The sequence below is a fragment of the Geodermatophilus maliterrae genome, from assembly GCF_041018925.1.
GTDB classification, from domain to species: domain Bacteria; phylum Actinomycetota; class Actinomycetes; order Mycobacteriales; family Geodermatophilaceae; genus Geodermatophilus; species Geodermatophilus maliterrae.
In genome coordinates, this window is sequence record NZ_JBFNXQ010000040.1 from 26,940 (window position 1) to 42,169 (window position 15,230).

11 protein-coding genes and 1 tRNA gene are annotated in these 15,230 nt (G+C 76.1%); 10 read left to right on the top strand and 2 right to left on the bottom strand.

From position 1 onward, the window contains the following. Nucleotides 1-164 precede the first annotated feature (164 nt). A complete protein-coding gene (locus ABQ292_RS13800) occupies nucleotides 165-2,678 on the bottom strand; it encodes a DEAD/DEAH box helicase (RefSeq protein ID WP_369207265.1) in 2,514 nt (837 codons plus the stop codon). 299 nt (nucleotides 2,679-2,977) lie between these two features. Here ABQ292_RS13800 and ABQ292_RS13805 point away from each other — a divergent pair, with 299 nt between their 5' ends. From ABQ292_RS13805 to ABQ292_RS13825, 5 genes are all read left to right on the top strand, one after another. After that, nucleotides 2,978-5,293 carry a sodium-translocating pyrophosphatase gene (locus tag ABQ292_RS13805; RefSeq protein ID WP_369207267.1) on the top strand — a complete coding sequence of 772 codons (2,316 nt, stop codon included), beginning with the start codon at nucleotides 2,978-2,980 and terminating at the stop codon, nucleotides 5,291-5,293. Nucleotides 5,294-5,344: 51 nt separating this feature from the next. Then, complete coding sequence (locus tag ABQ292_RS13810) at nucleotides 5,345-5,671, top strand: hypothetical protein (protein WP_369207269.1); 327 nt, start codon at nucleotides 5,345-5,347, stop codon at nucleotides 5,669-5,671. Continuing rightward, nucleotides 5,668-7,236, top strand: a complete 1,569-nt coding sequence (locus tag ABQ292_RS13815) for an alpha/beta hydrolase (RefSeq protein WP_369207271.1) — start codon at nucleotides 5,668-5,670, stop codon at nucleotides 7,234-7,236. Before ABQ292_RS13810 ends, ABQ292_RS13815 begins: the two co-directional genes overlap by 4 nt. Before the next feature lie 211 nt (nucleotides 7,237-7,447). Further along, the gene (gene topA / locus ABQ292_RS13820) at nucleotides 7,448-10,333 is read left to right on the top strand and encodes a type I DNA topoisomerase (RefSeq protein ID WP_369207273.1); all 2,886 of its coding nucleotides are present in this window, start codon (nucleotides 7,448-7,450) and stop codon (nucleotides 10,331-10,333) included. Nucleotides 10,334-10,341: 8 nt separating this feature from the next. After that, entirely contained in the window at nucleotides 10,342-11,103 is a 762-nt protein-coding gene (locus tag ABQ292_RS13825; protein ID WP_369207275.1) for a class I SAM-dependent methyltransferase, read from the top strand. Here the strand turns inward: ABQ292_RS13825 and ABQ292_RS13830 are convergent. Next, the gene (locus tag ABQ292_RS13830) at nucleotides 11,090-11,878 is read right to left on the bottom strand and encodes a trans-aconitate 2-methyltransferase (protein ID WP_369207277.1); all 789 of its coding nucleotides are present in this window, start codon (nucleotides 11,876-11,878) and stop codon (nucleotides 11,090-11,092) included. The two genes, ABQ292_RS13825 and ABQ292_RS13830, sit on opposite strands and share 14 nt — an antisense overlap. A gap of 31 nt (nucleotides 11,879-11,909) precedes the next feature. On the opposite strand from ABQ292_RS13830, the gene tmk reads away from it, so the two are divergent. From tmk to ABQ292_RS13855, 5 genes are all read left to right on the top strand, one after another. Continuing rightward, nucleotides 11,910-12,638 carry a dTMP kinase gene (gene tmk, locus ABQ292_RS13835; protein ID WP_369207279.1) on the top strand — a complete coding sequence of 243 codons (729 nt, stop codon included), beginning with the start codon at nucleotides 11,910-11,912 and terminating at the stop codon, nucleotides 12,636-12,638. Next, nucleotides 12,635-13,804: a DNA polymerase III subunit delta' gene (locus ABQ292_RS13840; protein WP_369207281.1), complete on the top strand. Its 1,170-nt coding sequence runs from the start codon at nucleotides 12,635-12,637 to the stop codon at nucleotides 13,802-13,804. Before tmk ends, ABQ292_RS13840 begins: the two co-directional genes overlap by 4 nt. 111 nt (nucleotides 13,805-13,915) lie before the next feature. Then, nucleotides 13,916-13,988, top strand: a tRNA-Thr gene (locus tag ABQ292_RS13845). A gap of 215 nt (nucleotides 13,989-14,203) precedes the next feature. Further along, on the top strand, nucleotides 14,204-14,851 hold the full coding sequence (locus ABQ292_RS13850; protein ID WP_369207283.1) for a flagellar brake protein: 648 nt from the start codon (nucleotides 14,204-14,206) through the stop codon (nucleotides 14,849-14,851). A 133-nt stretch (nucleotides 14,852-14,984) separates the two neighbouring features. Beyond that, on the top strand, nucleotides 14,985-15,230 hold a 246-nt coding region (locus tag ABQ292_RS13855), incomplete at its 3' end, for a response regulator (protein ID WP_369207285.1).

Genomic DNA, 15,230 nt, shown 5'->3' on the forward strand with positions numbered 1-15,230 from the left:
CCGCACGCGCCGGTGGTGCGGCCGCGCCACCTCACAGGTGGATCGGCAGCGGCCGGACGCATCTGAAGCGGAAGGAGCGACACCGGGTCCCGCGCCGTCCACGGGCAGCGCGGCCGTCCACGGGGCCGCGGTGGACCTGGCGCGGCGTCAGGAGTGCAGCGGCGTCAGAAGACGATGTCGTCCACGGGCCGCTCGACGTCCCGGCCGGCGGCCGGGCCGGCCGCCGCGCGGGCGACCGGGCCGTGCGGTTCCTCGTCGGCCTCGAGCTCCTCGTCGCGCCCCTCGGTGTCCGCGTCGTCCGTGCCGTCCTCGCCGGCGGCCTCCGCGGCGGCCAGCTCGTCGAGCACGACGTCGAGCACGCGGACGGCGCCGGCCTTGTCCAGCGGCTCGTTGCCGTTGCCGCACTTGGGCGACTGCACGCAGGACGGACAGCCGCTGTCGCACTCGCAGCTGGCCACGGTGGCCCGCGTCGCCGTCAGCCACCGCCGCAGCGCCGCGAACCCCCGCTCGGCGAAGCCGGCGCCACCGGGGTGCCCGTCGTGGACGAACACCGTCGCGGTGCCGGTGTCGGGGTGCAGCGCGGTCGACAGCCCGCCGAGGTCCCACCGGTCGCAGGTGGCCAGCAGCGGCAGGATGCCGATCGCCGCGTGCTCGGCGGCGTGCAGCGACCCCGGCAGCGCGAGGTCGTCGACGTCGGCGCGGGCGACCGCCCGCGCGTCGAGGGTCAGCCAGACGGCACGGGTGCGCAGCTGGCGCGGTGGCAGGTCCAGCGGGAACTCGGCCAGCACCTCGCCGGTGCCGGCCCGGCGCCGCTGGTAGGCCACGACCTGGTTGGTGACGTCCACGACCCCGGTGTGCGCGGTGACCGTGCCCAGGCGCCGGGTGCGGTCCGTGGCGACGATGCCGAGGTCGGTGACGTCGCGGGCGACCGTGGTCCACTCCGGCGTCTCGGCGTGCACCACGGCGCACGCGTCGTCGAGGTCGAGCTCGTCGACGACGAAGGTCTGGCCGCGGTGCACGTAGAGCGCGCCGGTGTGCACGGTCGCGTGCGCCGCGCCGCCGTCGACGGCGCCCAGCAGCCGGCCGGTGGCGCCCTCGATGATCGCCACCGGCTCGCCGCCGCTGCCGCGGATGTCGACGCCGGGGCGTCCCCGTCCGGCCCAGTACCAGCCGGCCGGCCGGCGGCGGAGCACGCCCGCGGCGACCAGCTCGTCGAGTCGCGCCTCGGCCACGGCACCGCCGAAGTCGGGCAGGTCGTCGGGCGTGAGCGGCAGCTCGGCCGCCGCGCAGCACAGCTGGGGCCCGAGGACGTAGGGGTTGGCCGGGTCGGTCACCGTCGCCTCGACCGGACGGCCGAAGACCGCCCGCGGGTGGTGGGCCAGGTAGTGGTCCAGCGGGTCGTCGCGGGCGACGAAGACGACCAGGGACTCCCGCGAGGCGCGGCCGGCCCGGCCGGCCTGCTGCCACAGGGAGGCCAGCGTCCCCGGGTAGCCGGCCAGCACGACGGCGTCCAGGCCGGCGATGTCGATGCCGAGCTCGAGGGCGTTGGTGGTGGCCACCCCGAGCAGCTCGCCGGCCGACAGGCTCCGCTCGAGCTCCCGGCGCTCCTCCGGGAGGTAGCCGCCGCGGTAGGAGTCGACGCGGCGGGCCAGGTCGTCGCGGCCCCGCTCGGCCAGCAGCCGGCGCGCCTGCTCGGCCACCGACTCGGCACTGCGGCGCGACCGGACGAAGGCCAGCGTCCGCGCGCCGCGCTCCACGAGGTCGGCCAGCAGCCCGGCGGAGTCGGCGGCCGCGGACCGGCGCAGCGGTGCGCCGTGCTCGCCGGTCCGCTCGGTCAGCGGCGGCTCCCACAGGGCGAAGGTGGCGCCGGGCCGGGGCGAGCCGTCGTCGGTGACGGCCACGACCGGGGCCCCGACGAGGCGGGTGGCGGCCGCGGCGGGCTCGGCCACGGTCGCCGAGGCGAGCACGAACACCGGGTCGGCCCCGTAGCGGCGGCAGATGCGGCGCAGCCGGCGCAGCACGTGCCCGACGTGCGAGCCGAACACCCCGCGGTAGGCGTGGCACTCGTCCACCACGACGTAGGCCAGCCGGCGCAGGGTCGACGACCACCGCTGGTGGGCCGGCAGCACGCCGCGGTGCAGCATGTCCGGGTTGGTGACGATCCACCGCGAGTGCCGGCGGACCCAGTCGCGCTCCTCGGCGGGGGTGTCGCCGTCGTAGGCGGCCGGCCGCACCGAGGGGTCGGCGAGCGCGGCGACCGAGGCCAGCTGGTCGCGGGCCAGGGCCTTGGTCGGGGCGAGGTAGAGCACGCAGGCCCGGGGGTCCTCGGCCAGCCGGGTCAGCGCGGGCAGCTGGTAGGCCAGCGACTTGCCCGACGCCGTCCCGGTCGCCACCACCACGGAGCTGCCCTCGTGCGCCAGCCGGGCGGCCTCGACCTGGTGCCGCCACGGCTCCCGGACCCCCGCTTCCTCCAGCCGCTGCCGGAGGCCGGGGTCGACCCACTCCGGCCACGGCAGCGTGCGGCTCCCCCGCGCGGCGAGGCGGTGGACGTGGGTGACCGGGTGCTCGTCGTCCGGGGTCCCGGCGAGCAGTCCGTCGAGCAGGTCCGCGCCGGGCGGGACCGAGCCCGGGCCCGTGCCGCTCTGCCCGGACCCGTGCGCGGCGGCCGACCCGTGCACCGCCGCAGCGGCGGACGCGGCCCCCGGGCCCGGAGCACCCCCTGGTGCACCCTCCTGGCCGGATGGGGGAGCAGCCGGCCGGACCGGGTGGAGCGTGGTCACGTCCCCACTGTCACACCTCCGGGTGACGTCGCGCTGGGCCGCGCGTACCGGATTCCGACCGCCGCAGGACTACCGGTACGGGGTGTGACCTCCCTTACACTCCCGCGCACCAGCCGCGCAGGCCTGTGCGGACTGGACGCGTACCTCCGCCGACCGGAGCGTGGGCCCCGGCGGCAGCCGACCGCATGGAGGAACACATGCCGGACAGTGCGCTCTCCGGCGGGGACGTCGCCCTGGTGACGATCGTCCTCGCCATCTCACTCGCCGCCCTCGCCTTCGCCGCGTACCTCGTCCGCGCCGTGCTGGCCGCCGACCAGGGCACGGTGAAGATGCGCGACATCGCGCAGGCGGTGCAGGAGGGTGCCGCGGCGTACCTGCGCAGACAGTTCCGTACGCTCGGCGTCTTCGCCGTCATCGTGTTCCTGCTCCTCCTGGTCCTCCCCGTGGCCGACGGGGGCTGGGAGACGCGGGTGGGACGGGCGATCTTCTTCCTGGTCGGCGCGCTGTTCTCGGCCTCCGTCGGGTTCATCGGCATGACCCTGGCCACGCGCGGGAACGTCCGCGTCGCGGCGGCGGCCAACGCGGGCGGCTATCAGCCGTCCTTCCGCATCGCCTACCGCACCGGTGGTGTGGTCGGGATGATCACCGTCGGCCTCGGGCTCTTCGGCGCCGCGCTCGCGCTGCTCCTCTTCGACGACACGGCGCCGATCGTGCTGGAGGGCTTCGGCTTCGGCGGGGCGCTGCTGGCGATGTTCATGCGCGTCGGCGGCGGCATCTTCACCAAGGCCGCCGACGTCGGCGCCGACCTCGTCGGCAAGGTCGAAGCCGGCATCCCCGAGGACGACCCGCGCAACGCCGCCACCATCGCCGACAACGTGGGCGACAACGTCGGCGACTGCGCCGGGATGGCCGCGGACCTCTTCGAGTCCTACGCCGTCACCCTGGTCGCCGCACTGATCCTGGGGCAGGTCTTCTTCGGCGCGGAGGGCATGGTCTTCCCGCTCCTGGTCGCCGGTGTCGGCGTCATCGCGTCGATGGTCGGGGTCCTCGCCACCCGGCCGGGCAAGAGCGACTCGAGCGGGATGGCACCCATCAACCGCGGCTTCTTCACCTCCGCCGCGGTCTCCCTCGTACTCGTCGCCGCGGCCTCGTTCACCTACCTGCCGAGCATCTCCGACGGCGTCGACATGGCGGTCAGCCCGCAGGTCCTCGGGTTCCTCTCGGTGCTCGTCGGCGTCGTGCTCGCCGCGGCCATCCAGCAGCTCACCGGCTACTTCACCGAGACCAGTCGCAAGCCGGTCAGAGACATCGGCCGCAGCTCGCTGACCGGCCCCGCCACCGTGATCCTGTCCGGCATCTCGCTCGGACTGGAGTCCGCCGTCTACGCCGCGCTCCTCATCGGCGGCGCGGTGTACGGGGCGTTCCTCATCGGCGGCGGCGCGGCGCTGTACGCGGTGGCGCTGGCCGGCTGCGGCCTGCTCACCACGGCCGGCGTCATCGTCGCGATGGACACGTTCGGGCCGGTCAGCGACAACGCGCAGGGCATCGCCGAGATGTCCGGGGACATCGACGCCGACGGCGCCCGGGTGCTCACCGACCTCGACGCCGTCGGCAACACCACCAAGGCCATCACGAAGGGCATCGCGATCGCGACGGCGGTGCTGGCCGCGACCGCCCTCTTCGGCTCCTACAACGCCCAGATCGCCGTCGCCCTCGACGAGGCCGGCGGCGCCCTCGGGGACGCCTTCAGCCTGGTGAACCCGAACAACGTCGTCGGCGCGGTGCTGGGTGCCGCGGTCGTGTTCTTCTTCTCCGGGCTGGCGATCAGCGCCGTCTCGCGAGCGGCCGGGCGAGTGGTCTTCGAGGTGCGGGAGCAGTTCCGCACTCGTCCCGGGATCATGGACTACAGCGAGCGCCCGGACTACAGCGCCGTCGTGGACATCTGCACGAAGGACTCGCTGCGCGAGCTGGCCACACCGGGTCTGCTCGCCGTCCTCGCGCCGGTGGCGGTCGGCTTCGGCCTGGGCTTCGGCCCGCTGGCGGCCTACCTGGTCGGCGCCATCGCCGCCGGCACCCTGATGGCGGTCTTCCTCTCCAACTCCGGCGGTGCCTGGGACAACGCCAAGAAGATGGTCGAGGACGGCGCGTACGGCGGGAAGGGCAGCGAGGCGCACGCCGCCACGGTCATCGGCGACACGGTCGGCGACCCGTTCAAGGACACCGCCGGCCCGGCGATCAACCCCCTGATCAAGGTGATGAACCTCGTCGCGCTGATCATCGCTCCCGCGGTCGTCGCCCTGTCGGTCGGTGAGGACGCCAACACGGCCCTGCGGCTGCTCATCGCGCTGGGCGCCGTCGTGGTCATCGTGCTGTCCGTGGTGGTCTCCAAGCGCCGCTCGGTCGTCGTGGGCGGGAGCACCGACGACACCGCGGGTCCGGGACTGATGGCGCCGGTTGTGGACGGATCCCCCGCTGTGGACGGCGCGACGCCCGCTGCCCGTCCCCGCTCCTAGCGTGCGCGGCGCCGGTCCACCCCGGACCGGCGCCGACGCTGGGAGGGTCCCTTGTCCGTGCAGATCGCCGTCCGACTCGACGTCGTCCAGGCGCTCGGTGAGGAGCTCGCCGCCCTCGCCGCCGAGCTGTCCGGAGACGTCGACCTGTGCCGCTCCACGGCCGTGTCCCTGGCGACGGCGGTCAGCGGGAGCGCGGCCGAGCAGGCGGGGGCCACCGGTCGGGCGTGGGCGACGCTGGTCGCCGACGTGGTCGCGGGCGCCGAGGCGACCGCGGGGACGCTGCTCGCCGCGGTGCACTCCTACCGCCTGCTCGACGCCGCCCTCTCCGACCGGTTGCTGCTCGCTCGCGCCGCGGTCGCCGCCGAGGCGGGGGCGTGAGCACCCCCGGCCTGACGGCCGTCGCGGCCTGGGACACCGCCCTGCTCGACGGGGCCGTCTACACGCTCGAGGCGGTCGCCGAGCGGCTGCCGCCGTGGCGCGCCCGGGTGGAGGACGTCGCCCGCACCCTGGCCGACGCCCGGGTCTGGTACGGGCCGGCCGCGCAGGAGGCCGCCGCCGCGCTCGGTGAGGTGTCGTCGGTGGTGACCGCGGTGACCGGGGCCCTCGGTGCGTCCCTCGAGCGGCTGTGGGACACGGCCCGGGAGGCGCGCACCGCGCAGGAGCTGGCCGAGCAGGCGCTGGCCGAGGCGGCCGTGGTCCCGGTCGCCCTGGAGGAGACCGGTGCGGTGGTGCCGTCCGCGCCGGTCCCGCTGCCCGCCGAGGCGACCGCCGCACAGGTCGCCGACCACACCGCCGAGCTGGCCGAGCGGGCGGCCGCCGCCCAGCGGGTCGCCGGCCTGGCGACCGACGCGCTGTTCGCGGCCGCGCGTGCGGCGCTGCACACCTCGACCTCGGCCGAGCCGCTCGCCGCGGTCGGCGGGCACGGGCCCGTGGTCCCCGCCGACTTCGCCGGCCTGTCGGCGGCCGTGGGCAGGGGCGCGCCCTTCGCGCCCGTCCTCACCCCGCTCCCCACGACGCCACCGGAGGCCGTGGCCTCCTGGTGGGCCAACCTGCCGGAGCCGGCCCGGACGTCCCTGATCGCGTCGGATCCCGCCGCGGTGGGCAGCCTCGACGGCGTGCCGGCCTGGGCGCGGGACCGGGCCAACCGGCTGCTCCTGCAGCAGACGCTGGGCGACCCCGGCACCGCCGGGTACGCGACGGCCCGGGCGGCCGCCGCCGAGATCGAGGCCGAGGAGGCGGCCGGCCGGCCGGTCCAGCTGTGGGTGTTCGACCCGGCGCAGGACCTGGTGGCCGTCGCCTACGGCGACCTCGACACCGCCGAGGACGTCGGGCTCCTGGTGCCCGGCATGGGCAACGTCGTCGGCGAGGACCTCGACGACCTCGGTGACCGCGCGCACACGGTCGCCGACGCGACGCTGGCAGCCGCGCCGGCCGCGGCGGTCGCGACCGTGGCCTGGTTCGGTTACCGGCCGCCGGCAGGCCTGGGCTCCTGGCAGGCGGCCCGCAGGGAGGTGGCGCAGCGGGGTGGCATCGCGCTGGCCGGTGACCTGGCCGGGCTGGCTGCCGCCCGTGCGGCCGACCCCGTCCGCGCGGGCGACCCGCGAGTGACCGTGCTGGCCCACAGCTACGGCACCGTGGTCGTCGACGAGGCCGGCGACCTGGTCGGCGAGCTCGACGTCGACGCCGTCGTGCTGCTCGGCAGCCCCGGGATCGAGGAGTACCGGTCGAGCGACCTCGAGGCGGCCGAGGTCTACGACGCCTCGTCACCGTCGGACCCCGTCTCCTACCTCGGCAGGTTCGGGACGAGCACGTGGGAGCGGTCGTTCGGCTCGGCCGCCCTCCCGACCGACTGGGACACCGGCCACGGCGACTACTACGCCCCCGACCACCCGACCGTTGCCGCGATGGGGGAGGTGGTCGCCGGGACCCGCCAGCCCGGGTGAGCCGGCGCCCGACCTCGCAGGTGGGCGGTGCGCGGCTGCCGGGAACAGCGAGCGCGCTGCGCCGTTGTGCCGGTGACGGCGCGCCCACGCGGGGTCGCCAGCCGGTCGCGTTCCGAGGTCGTGGCCTACCGTGGCCCGCCGAGGGGGCGCACCGGTGTACCGACCACCGCACACCGCGCCGCCGCGACCCAGCACCACCGACAGGAGCACCGTGCCCACGAAGACCGCGAAGAACGGCGAGAGCACCGGCCGCACCGCCGGTGGCACCAGCACGCCCGCCCGCCGCAGGCCGGCCGCCACCGGAGGCGGCCGGCCGCTGGTCATCGTGGAGTCGCCGACCAAGGCCGGCAAGATCGCCGGCTACCTCGGCAGCGGCTACGTCGTCGAGGCCAGCGTCGGGCACATCCGTGACCTGCCCCGCAACGCCGCCGACGTGCCCGCCGAGCACAAGGGCGCCTCGTGGGCCCGCCTGGGCGTCGACGTCGACAACTCCTTCGAGCCGCTCTACGTGGTCAGCCCCGACCGCAAGCAGCAGGTCAGCCGGCTCAGGCAGCTGGTCAAGGACGCCAGCGAGGTCTACCTCGCCACCGACGAGGACCGCGAGGGCGAGGCCATCGCCTGGCACCTGGTCGACACCCTCAAGCCGCGCGTCCCGGTGCGCCGGATGGTGTTCCACGAGATCACGCCCGAGGCGATCGCCCGGGCCGTGGCCAACCCGCGCGAGCTGGACACCGCGCTGGTCGACGCGCAGGAGACCCGCCGCATCCTCGACCGCCTCTACGGCTACGAGGTCAGCCCGGTCCTCTGGAAGAAGGTCCTCCCCAAGCTCTCGGCCGGCCGCGTGCAGTCGGTGGCCACCCGCATCGTCGTCGAGCGGGAGCGCGAGCGGATGGCGTTCACCGCGGCCGACTACTGGTCCCTCGACGGCGTCTTCGCCGTCCCCGGCCGGGCCGGCGTGGACGAGGGCGAGCCGACGACGCTGCGCGCCCGGCTGGTCAGCGTCGACGACAGCCGGGTGGCCACCGGCCGGGACTTCGACCCGGCCACCGGCCAGGTCACCGGCGACGTCGTCCACCTCGACGAGGCCGGCGCCCGCGGGCTGGCCGCCCGGCTCGAGGGCCGGCAGGTGACGGTGAGCCGGGTCGACGAGAAGCCCTACCGGCGCCGCCCCTACGCGCCGTTCATCACCTCGACGCTGCAGATGGAGGCCGGGCGCAAGCTCGGCTGGTCGTCGGCACAGGTCATGCGGGTGGCCCAGCGGCTGTACGAGAACGGCCACATCACCTACATGCGGACCGACTCGACCAACCTCTCCAACGAGGCGATCAACGCCGCCCGCACCCAGGCCCGCGAGCTCTACGGCGACGCCTACGTCCCCGCCGAGGCGCGCCGCTACGCCAAGAAGGTCAAGGGCGCGCAGGAGGCGCACGAGGCGATCCGCCCCGCCGGCGACTCCTTCCGCACCCCCGGTCAGCTGGCCGGCCAGCTCGCCCGCGACGAGTACCGCCTCTACGAGCTGATCTGGCAGCGCACGGTCGCCTCGCAGATGGCCGACGCCGTCGGGCAGACGGTGACCATCCGGCTGGCCGGCCGGAGCGCCACCGACGAGCGGGTCGAGTTCACCGCCAGCGGCCGCACCATCACCTTCCCCGGCTTCCTGCGCGCCTACGTCGAGTCCCGCGACGAGAGCACCGGCGACGACGACCACGGCAGCGACGACGCCGAGCGCCGGCTGCCCCGCGTCGAGCGCGGTCAGCAGCTCGACACCCGCGAGCTCGAGCCCAAGGGCCACACCACGACGCCGCCGGCGCGCTATACCGAGCCGAGCCTCGTGGCCCGGCTGCAGGACCTGAACATCGGCCGCCCGTCGACCTACGCGTCGATCATGCAGACCATCCAGGACCGCGGGTACGTGTGGAAGAAGGGCTCCGCGCTGGTGCCCTCCTTCGTCGCGTTCGCCGTGGTCAACCTGCTGGAGCAGCACTTCGCCGCGCTGGTCGACTACGACTTCACCGCGTTGCTGGAGAACGAGCTCGACGAGATCGCCAGCGGCGACCTCGGCCGGGTCGACTGGCTCACCGAGTTCTACTTCGGCGGTGAGGGCCGCCACGCCGGCGGCATCGCCGCCTCCGGCGGCCTCAAGCAGGTCATCGGCCAGCAGCTGGAGGAGATCGACGCCCGCGGCGTCAACTCCATCCCGCTGCGCGCCACCGGGCCGAACGGGGAGCCGGTCGTCGTCCGGGTCGGGCGCTACGGCCCCTACCTGCAGGCCGGCGGTGAGGACGGGGCGCGGATCAGCATCCCCGAGGACCTCGCACCCGACGAGCTCACCAGCGAGAAGGTCGCCGAGCTGCTGGCCGCGCCGTCCGGTGACCGCGAGCTCGGTACCCACCCGGACACCGGACACCCGGTGCTCGTGAAGGCCGGCCGCTACGGCCCCTACGTCACCACGGTCGTGCCCGAGGGCAGCAAGGAGAGCCCGCGCACGGCCAGCCTGCTGTCCTCCATGTCGCCGGAGACGGTGACGCTCGAGGACGCGCTGAGGCTGCTGACCCTCCCGCGCACCGTGGGCACCGCGCCCGACGGCGAGGAGATCCAGGCGCTCAACGGCCGGTACGGCCCCTACCTCAAGAAGGGCACCGACTCCCGCTCGCTGGAGAGCGAGGACCGGCTGTTCACGGTCACCCTCGACGAGGCGCTGGCGGTGTTCGCCCAGCCCAAGCAGCGGGGCCGGCGCGCCGCCGCCGCGCCGCTCAAGGAACTGGGTCCCGACCCGGTGACGCAGGGGCAGGTCACCGTCCGCGAGGGCCGCTTCGGCCCCTACGTCACCGACGGCGAGACCAACGCCAGCCTGCGCAAGGGCGACGACGTCGAGACCATCTCCCTCGACCGTGCCGCCGAGCTGCTCGCCGACCGCCGCACCCGTCCCACGACGACGAAGAAGACCACCCGGAAGACCACGGCGGCGAAGAAGACCACCGCGAAGAAGACGGCGGCGAAGGCCACCGCGAAGAAGACCACCGCGAAGAAGACCACCGCGAAGAAGACGGCGGCCGGGAGGACGGCAGCGGCCACCGACGCCGTCCCCGCCGGCTGAGGGCGGCCGTGACCGAGCCGGTGGACCCCGCGACCTGGCTGCAGCGGCGCACCTCCTTCGGCTCGGTCGCGGCCGACTACGCCGCCCTGCGGCCGGGCTACCCGGCCGACGCGGTGGCGTTCCTGCTCGGCGACCGGCCGCTGCGGGTCCTCGACCTGGGTGCCGGCACCGGCCTGCTCACCGACGTCCTGGTCGCGGCCGGGCACGAGGTCGTCGCCGTCGACCCGTCCGCGGAGATGCTCGACCAGCTGCGCACGCGGCACCCCGGCGTCCCGGCGCTGGCCGGCGGCGCCGAGCAGGTCCCGCTGCCCGACGCCAGCGTCGACGCCGTCGTCGCCGGTCAGGCCGCCCACTGGTTCGACCCCGGGCCGGCCGCGGCGGAGCTGCGTCGCGTGCTGCGCCCGGGCGGCACGGTCGGGTTCGTCTGGAACGTGCGCGACGAGCGGGTGCCCTGGGTCGCCGCACTCGGTTCGGCGCTGGCCGGCGAGGCCCGCGGGCACGAGGCAGACCAGGGCGTGGTGGCCGCCTTCGCCGCCGGACTGCCCGCCGACGTCGCGACGGCGGAGTCCCGCGTCGTCCAGCGGGTCACCCCCGAGCAGGTGGTCGGCGGCATCGGCACCCGCAGCTACGTCGCCACCATGGACGCCGCCGGCCGGGCCGCGTTCCTCGGCGGCATCCGCGAGCTGCTGGCCACCCACCCCGACACCCGCGGCCGGGAGGTCCTCGAGTTGCCCTACCGGACCGACGCCCACCGGCTCACCCAGCGCTGAGCCGGCCCACCACGAACACCCGGCGGAACGGCAGCACCGTCGTCCCGTCCGGCCGGGCCGGATAGGCCTCCCGCAGGGACGCGGCGTAGGCGGCGGTCAGCTCGGCGGCCTCCGCGTCGTCCAGCAGCGCGACCACCGGCCGCAGCACGGTGCTGCGCACCCACGCCAGCACCGGGTCGGGACCGTGCAGCAGGTGCAGGTAGGTGGTCTCCCAGACGTCGGGGGTCAGCCCGGCGCCGGTGAGGACGTCGAGGTAGCCGGCCGGGTCGAGCACGGCGTCGGCCGGGGGAGCGGCGCCGGCCAGCCGCCCCGCCCACCGCGGTGAGGTGCACAGGTCGGCCAGCAGCCGGTGCGTCGGGGCGGTGTGGTTCCCCGGCACCTGCACCGCCAGCCGTCCGCCGGGCGCCAGGTGCCCGGCCCACCGGGCCAGCAGTGCCGCGTGCCCGGGCACCCAGTGCAGGACGGCGTTGCTGACCAGGACGTCGACCGGCCCGTCCGGCCGCCAGCCCCGCACGTCGCCGTGGACGAACGCCACCCGCCCCGGGACGGCGTGCGCGGCCGCCGCGGCCAGCATCTCCGGCGAGGAGTCGACGCCGGTGACCCGCGCGCCGGGCCAGCGCGCCGCGAGGGACGCGGTCAGCGCACCCTCGCCGCAGCCGAGGTCGACCACGACCCGCGGGTCCGCGGCGTCCACCCGCGCGAGCAGGTCGGCGAAGGGGCGGGCCCGCTCGCCGGCGTAGCGGAGGTAGGCGGCGGGGTCCCAGGCGGCGTCCACGACGTGACCGTAGGAGCCGCTGGGGACGTCGGTGCCGGCCGGTACCGTGGGGCCGCCGCCGGGTGGACCGGCGGGAAGACCCGACAGCTCCGGGAGACCCGCGATCGACGCCGACCCGCGCCCGCCCGGCCGCGGGCTGTTCGTCGCCTTCGAGGGCGGTGAGGGCACCGGCAAGTCCACCCAGGTCCGCCTGCTGTTCGACTGGCTCGGGCTGCACGAGGTCCCGGCCCGGATCACCCACGAGCCCGGCGGCACCCCGCCCGGGGCCCGCATCCGCGCGCTGCTGCTCGACCCGGCCACCGCCGGCCTGTCCCCGCGCGCCGAGGCCCTGCTCTACGCCGCCGACCGCGCCCACCACGTCGCCGCGGTGGTGCGCCCGGCGCTCGACGCCGGCGAGGTGGTGGTCACCGACCGCTTCGTCGACAGCTCGCTGGCCTACCAGGGCGCCGGGCGCACGCTCGACCTCGAGGAGGTGCGCCGGCTGTCGGCCTGGGCCACCGGCGGGCTGGTGCCCGACCTCACCGTGCTGCTCGACCTGCCCGCCGAGGCCGGCCTCGCCCGCGCCCTCGGCCGCGCCGCCGCCGACCGGCTGGAGTCGGAGTCGCTGGACTTCCACGAGCGGGTGCGTGCCACCTTCCGCGACCTGGCCGCCGCCGAGCCCGGGCGCTACCTCGTGCTCGACGCCGCGCGGCCGGCCGAGGCGATCGCCACCGCCGTCCGCGAGCGGGTGGCGCCCCTCCTGTCGGGGCGGGTCGCGTGAGCGCCCCTGACGGCGTCTGGTCGCAGGTGGTCGGCCAGCCGGCCGCCGTCGCCGAGCTGCGCGCGGCCGTCGCGGACCCCGCGGCCATGACCCACGCGTGGCTGTTCACCGGGCCGCCGGGGTCGGGCCGCTCGGTCGCCGCCCGGGCCTTCGCCGCGGCGCTGCAGTGCCCCGCCGGCGGCGACGGCACCTGCCACGCCTGCCAGACCGCGCTGGCCGGCACCCACGCCGACGTGGTCGTGATCGTCCCCGACGGGCTGTCGATCGGGGTCGCGGAGGCCCGCGAGCTGGTGCGGGTCGCCGGCCGGGCGCCGTCGCAGGGGCGCTGGCAGACGATCATCGTCGAGGACGCCGACCGCATGAGCGAGGCGGCGGCCAACGCGGTGCTCAAGATGATCGAGGAGCCGCCGTCGCGGACCGTGGTCGTGCTGTGCGCGCCGAGCCTGCACCCCGACGACGTGCCGGTCACCATCCGCTCCCGGTGCCGCGTCGTCGCCCTGCGCACCCCGCCGGTCGACGCGGTGGCCGACGTCCTCGTGCGCCGCGACGGCGTCGACCCGGCGCTGGCCGCGTGGTCGGCCGCCGCGGCGGGCGGGCACGTCGGGCGGGCGCGGCACCTGGCCCGCGACGAGAACGCGCGGCTGGCCCGCAAGGCGGTGCTCGACATCCCGCTGTCCCTGGTCTCTCTGGCCGCCTGCCTGACCGCCGCCGACGACCTGGTCAGCGCGGCCAGGGAGGAGTCCGACCGGACCAGCGCCGCCCTCGACGGCGCGGAGACCGAGGCGGTCAAGGCCAGCCTCGGCGTCGGCGCGCGCGGCCCGGGCGTCGCGGCCGCCAGCCGCGGCGCCGGACAGCTCAAGGAACTCGAACGCAGACAGAAGTCGCGGGCCACCCGCATCGGCCGCGACTCGCTGGACCGCGCCCTGGTCGACCTCGCCGGGCTCTACCGTGACGCGCTGGTCCTGCACGCCGCTCCCGGCGAGGCGCTGCCGCTCGACCACCCCGACCGCCGCGCCGACGCCGAGGAGCTGGCCCGGCGGATCGGCGCCGAGGGCGCACTGCGCCGCATCGACGCCGTGCTGGCCTGCCGGACGGCGCTCGAGCAGAACGTGAAGCCGCAGGTCGCCGTCGAGGCGCTCACCGTGGCGCTGCGCCTGCCGGCCTGAAGGCGGACCCTCCTGCCCCCACCGCTCGCACGCTCGCGGCGGGACCCCTGCGAGGGAGCCACCCTGCGCGGCCGGCGCGCGGCGGTGTCGTAGGCTGTCCCCCGCACGCCCGCCGCCTTAGCTCAGTCGGTAGAGCATCTCACTCGTAATGAGAAGGTCGTCGGTTCGATTCCGACAGGCGGCTCTCCTGCGCCCCGGCGTCCACCCGGAGCAGCTCCGGCCGTGTCGGCGGCCCTCACGTCCCCCGGTCCGGCATCATCGCTCGACGGCGCCCGCGTCCCCCCTTCCGGGGGAGCCGGTCCGTGCACCCCTCACCCCTGGGCGGCGGAGTGCCGACCATGCGCCCGGGGGCCCCACGCGGGGCGCCCGCGTCACGGATGACGAACGAGAGGAACAGCGATGAGCACGCCGGGAGTCGACCACCCGGAGGAGCGGTCGGTCGTCGACGTCAAGGCGGTCAGCCGCGACGACGTGCTGGTCAGCTTCGTCGAGCGGGTGTCGGCGGGTGAGCTGGTGCTCAGCGTCGGCACGGACGCCGAGCAGCGCCGCGTGCGGCTGGAGCCCGGGGAGCACCTCGAGCTGATCTGGCGGGGCCCCGAGGAGCTCCGGTCGGTGCCGGCCGAGCTGGTCGCCGTCGACAAGGGGGACGACCCCACCTGGCGCGTCCGCACCATCGGGCCCGCGTCGCGCGGGCAGCGCCGGGCCGCCGTCCGGGCGCCCCTGGCGGTGCCGCTGGAGCTGAAGGTGGGCCAGGCCGTCCTGCCCGGTGCCACCCTCGACCTCAGCGAGGGCGGCACCCGCTGCCTGCTGGCCGGCGACTCCGGGAAGCAGCCGGACATCGAGGCCGGCAAGGTCGTGCCGGTGACCCTCGACCTCGACGGCAACCGCCTCGCGGTCGACGCCGAGGTGGTGCGCCGCCACGCGCGGGAGGACGAGCGCACGGAGCTGTCCCTGCGGTTCGTCGGCCTCGGCGAGCGGCGCGAGGACGTCATCCGCCGGCGGGTCTTCGCCGAGCTGCGCGACCTGCGCTCCCGCGGCGTGATCTGACCCCTCCGGGCGCCCGCGCCCGTCCCGGCCGGGGGACCGGACCGGGTCGGCTCCAGTCGGACCTCCTCCCTGCCGATGTCCCGGTGACGCGGCGGGCGGCCGGCCCGGCGGACGACGGATCGAGGAGGGGCCCGTGGCCTCCGTGCTGCTCGTGGAGGACGAGGACACCACCCGCCTCCTGCTCGAGGCGCGGCTGCGGTGGGCCGGGCACCGGGTGCGCGCCGTCGCCTCGGCACCCGAGGCCCGCGCGGTCATGGGTGGTCCCCTCCCGCCGGAGGTCGTGGTCACCGACATGTTCATGCCCGGAGGCAGCGGCCTGGGGCTGGTCTCCTCCCTGCGCGCCCACCCGGACTCGGCCACCGTGCCCGTCGTGTTCCTC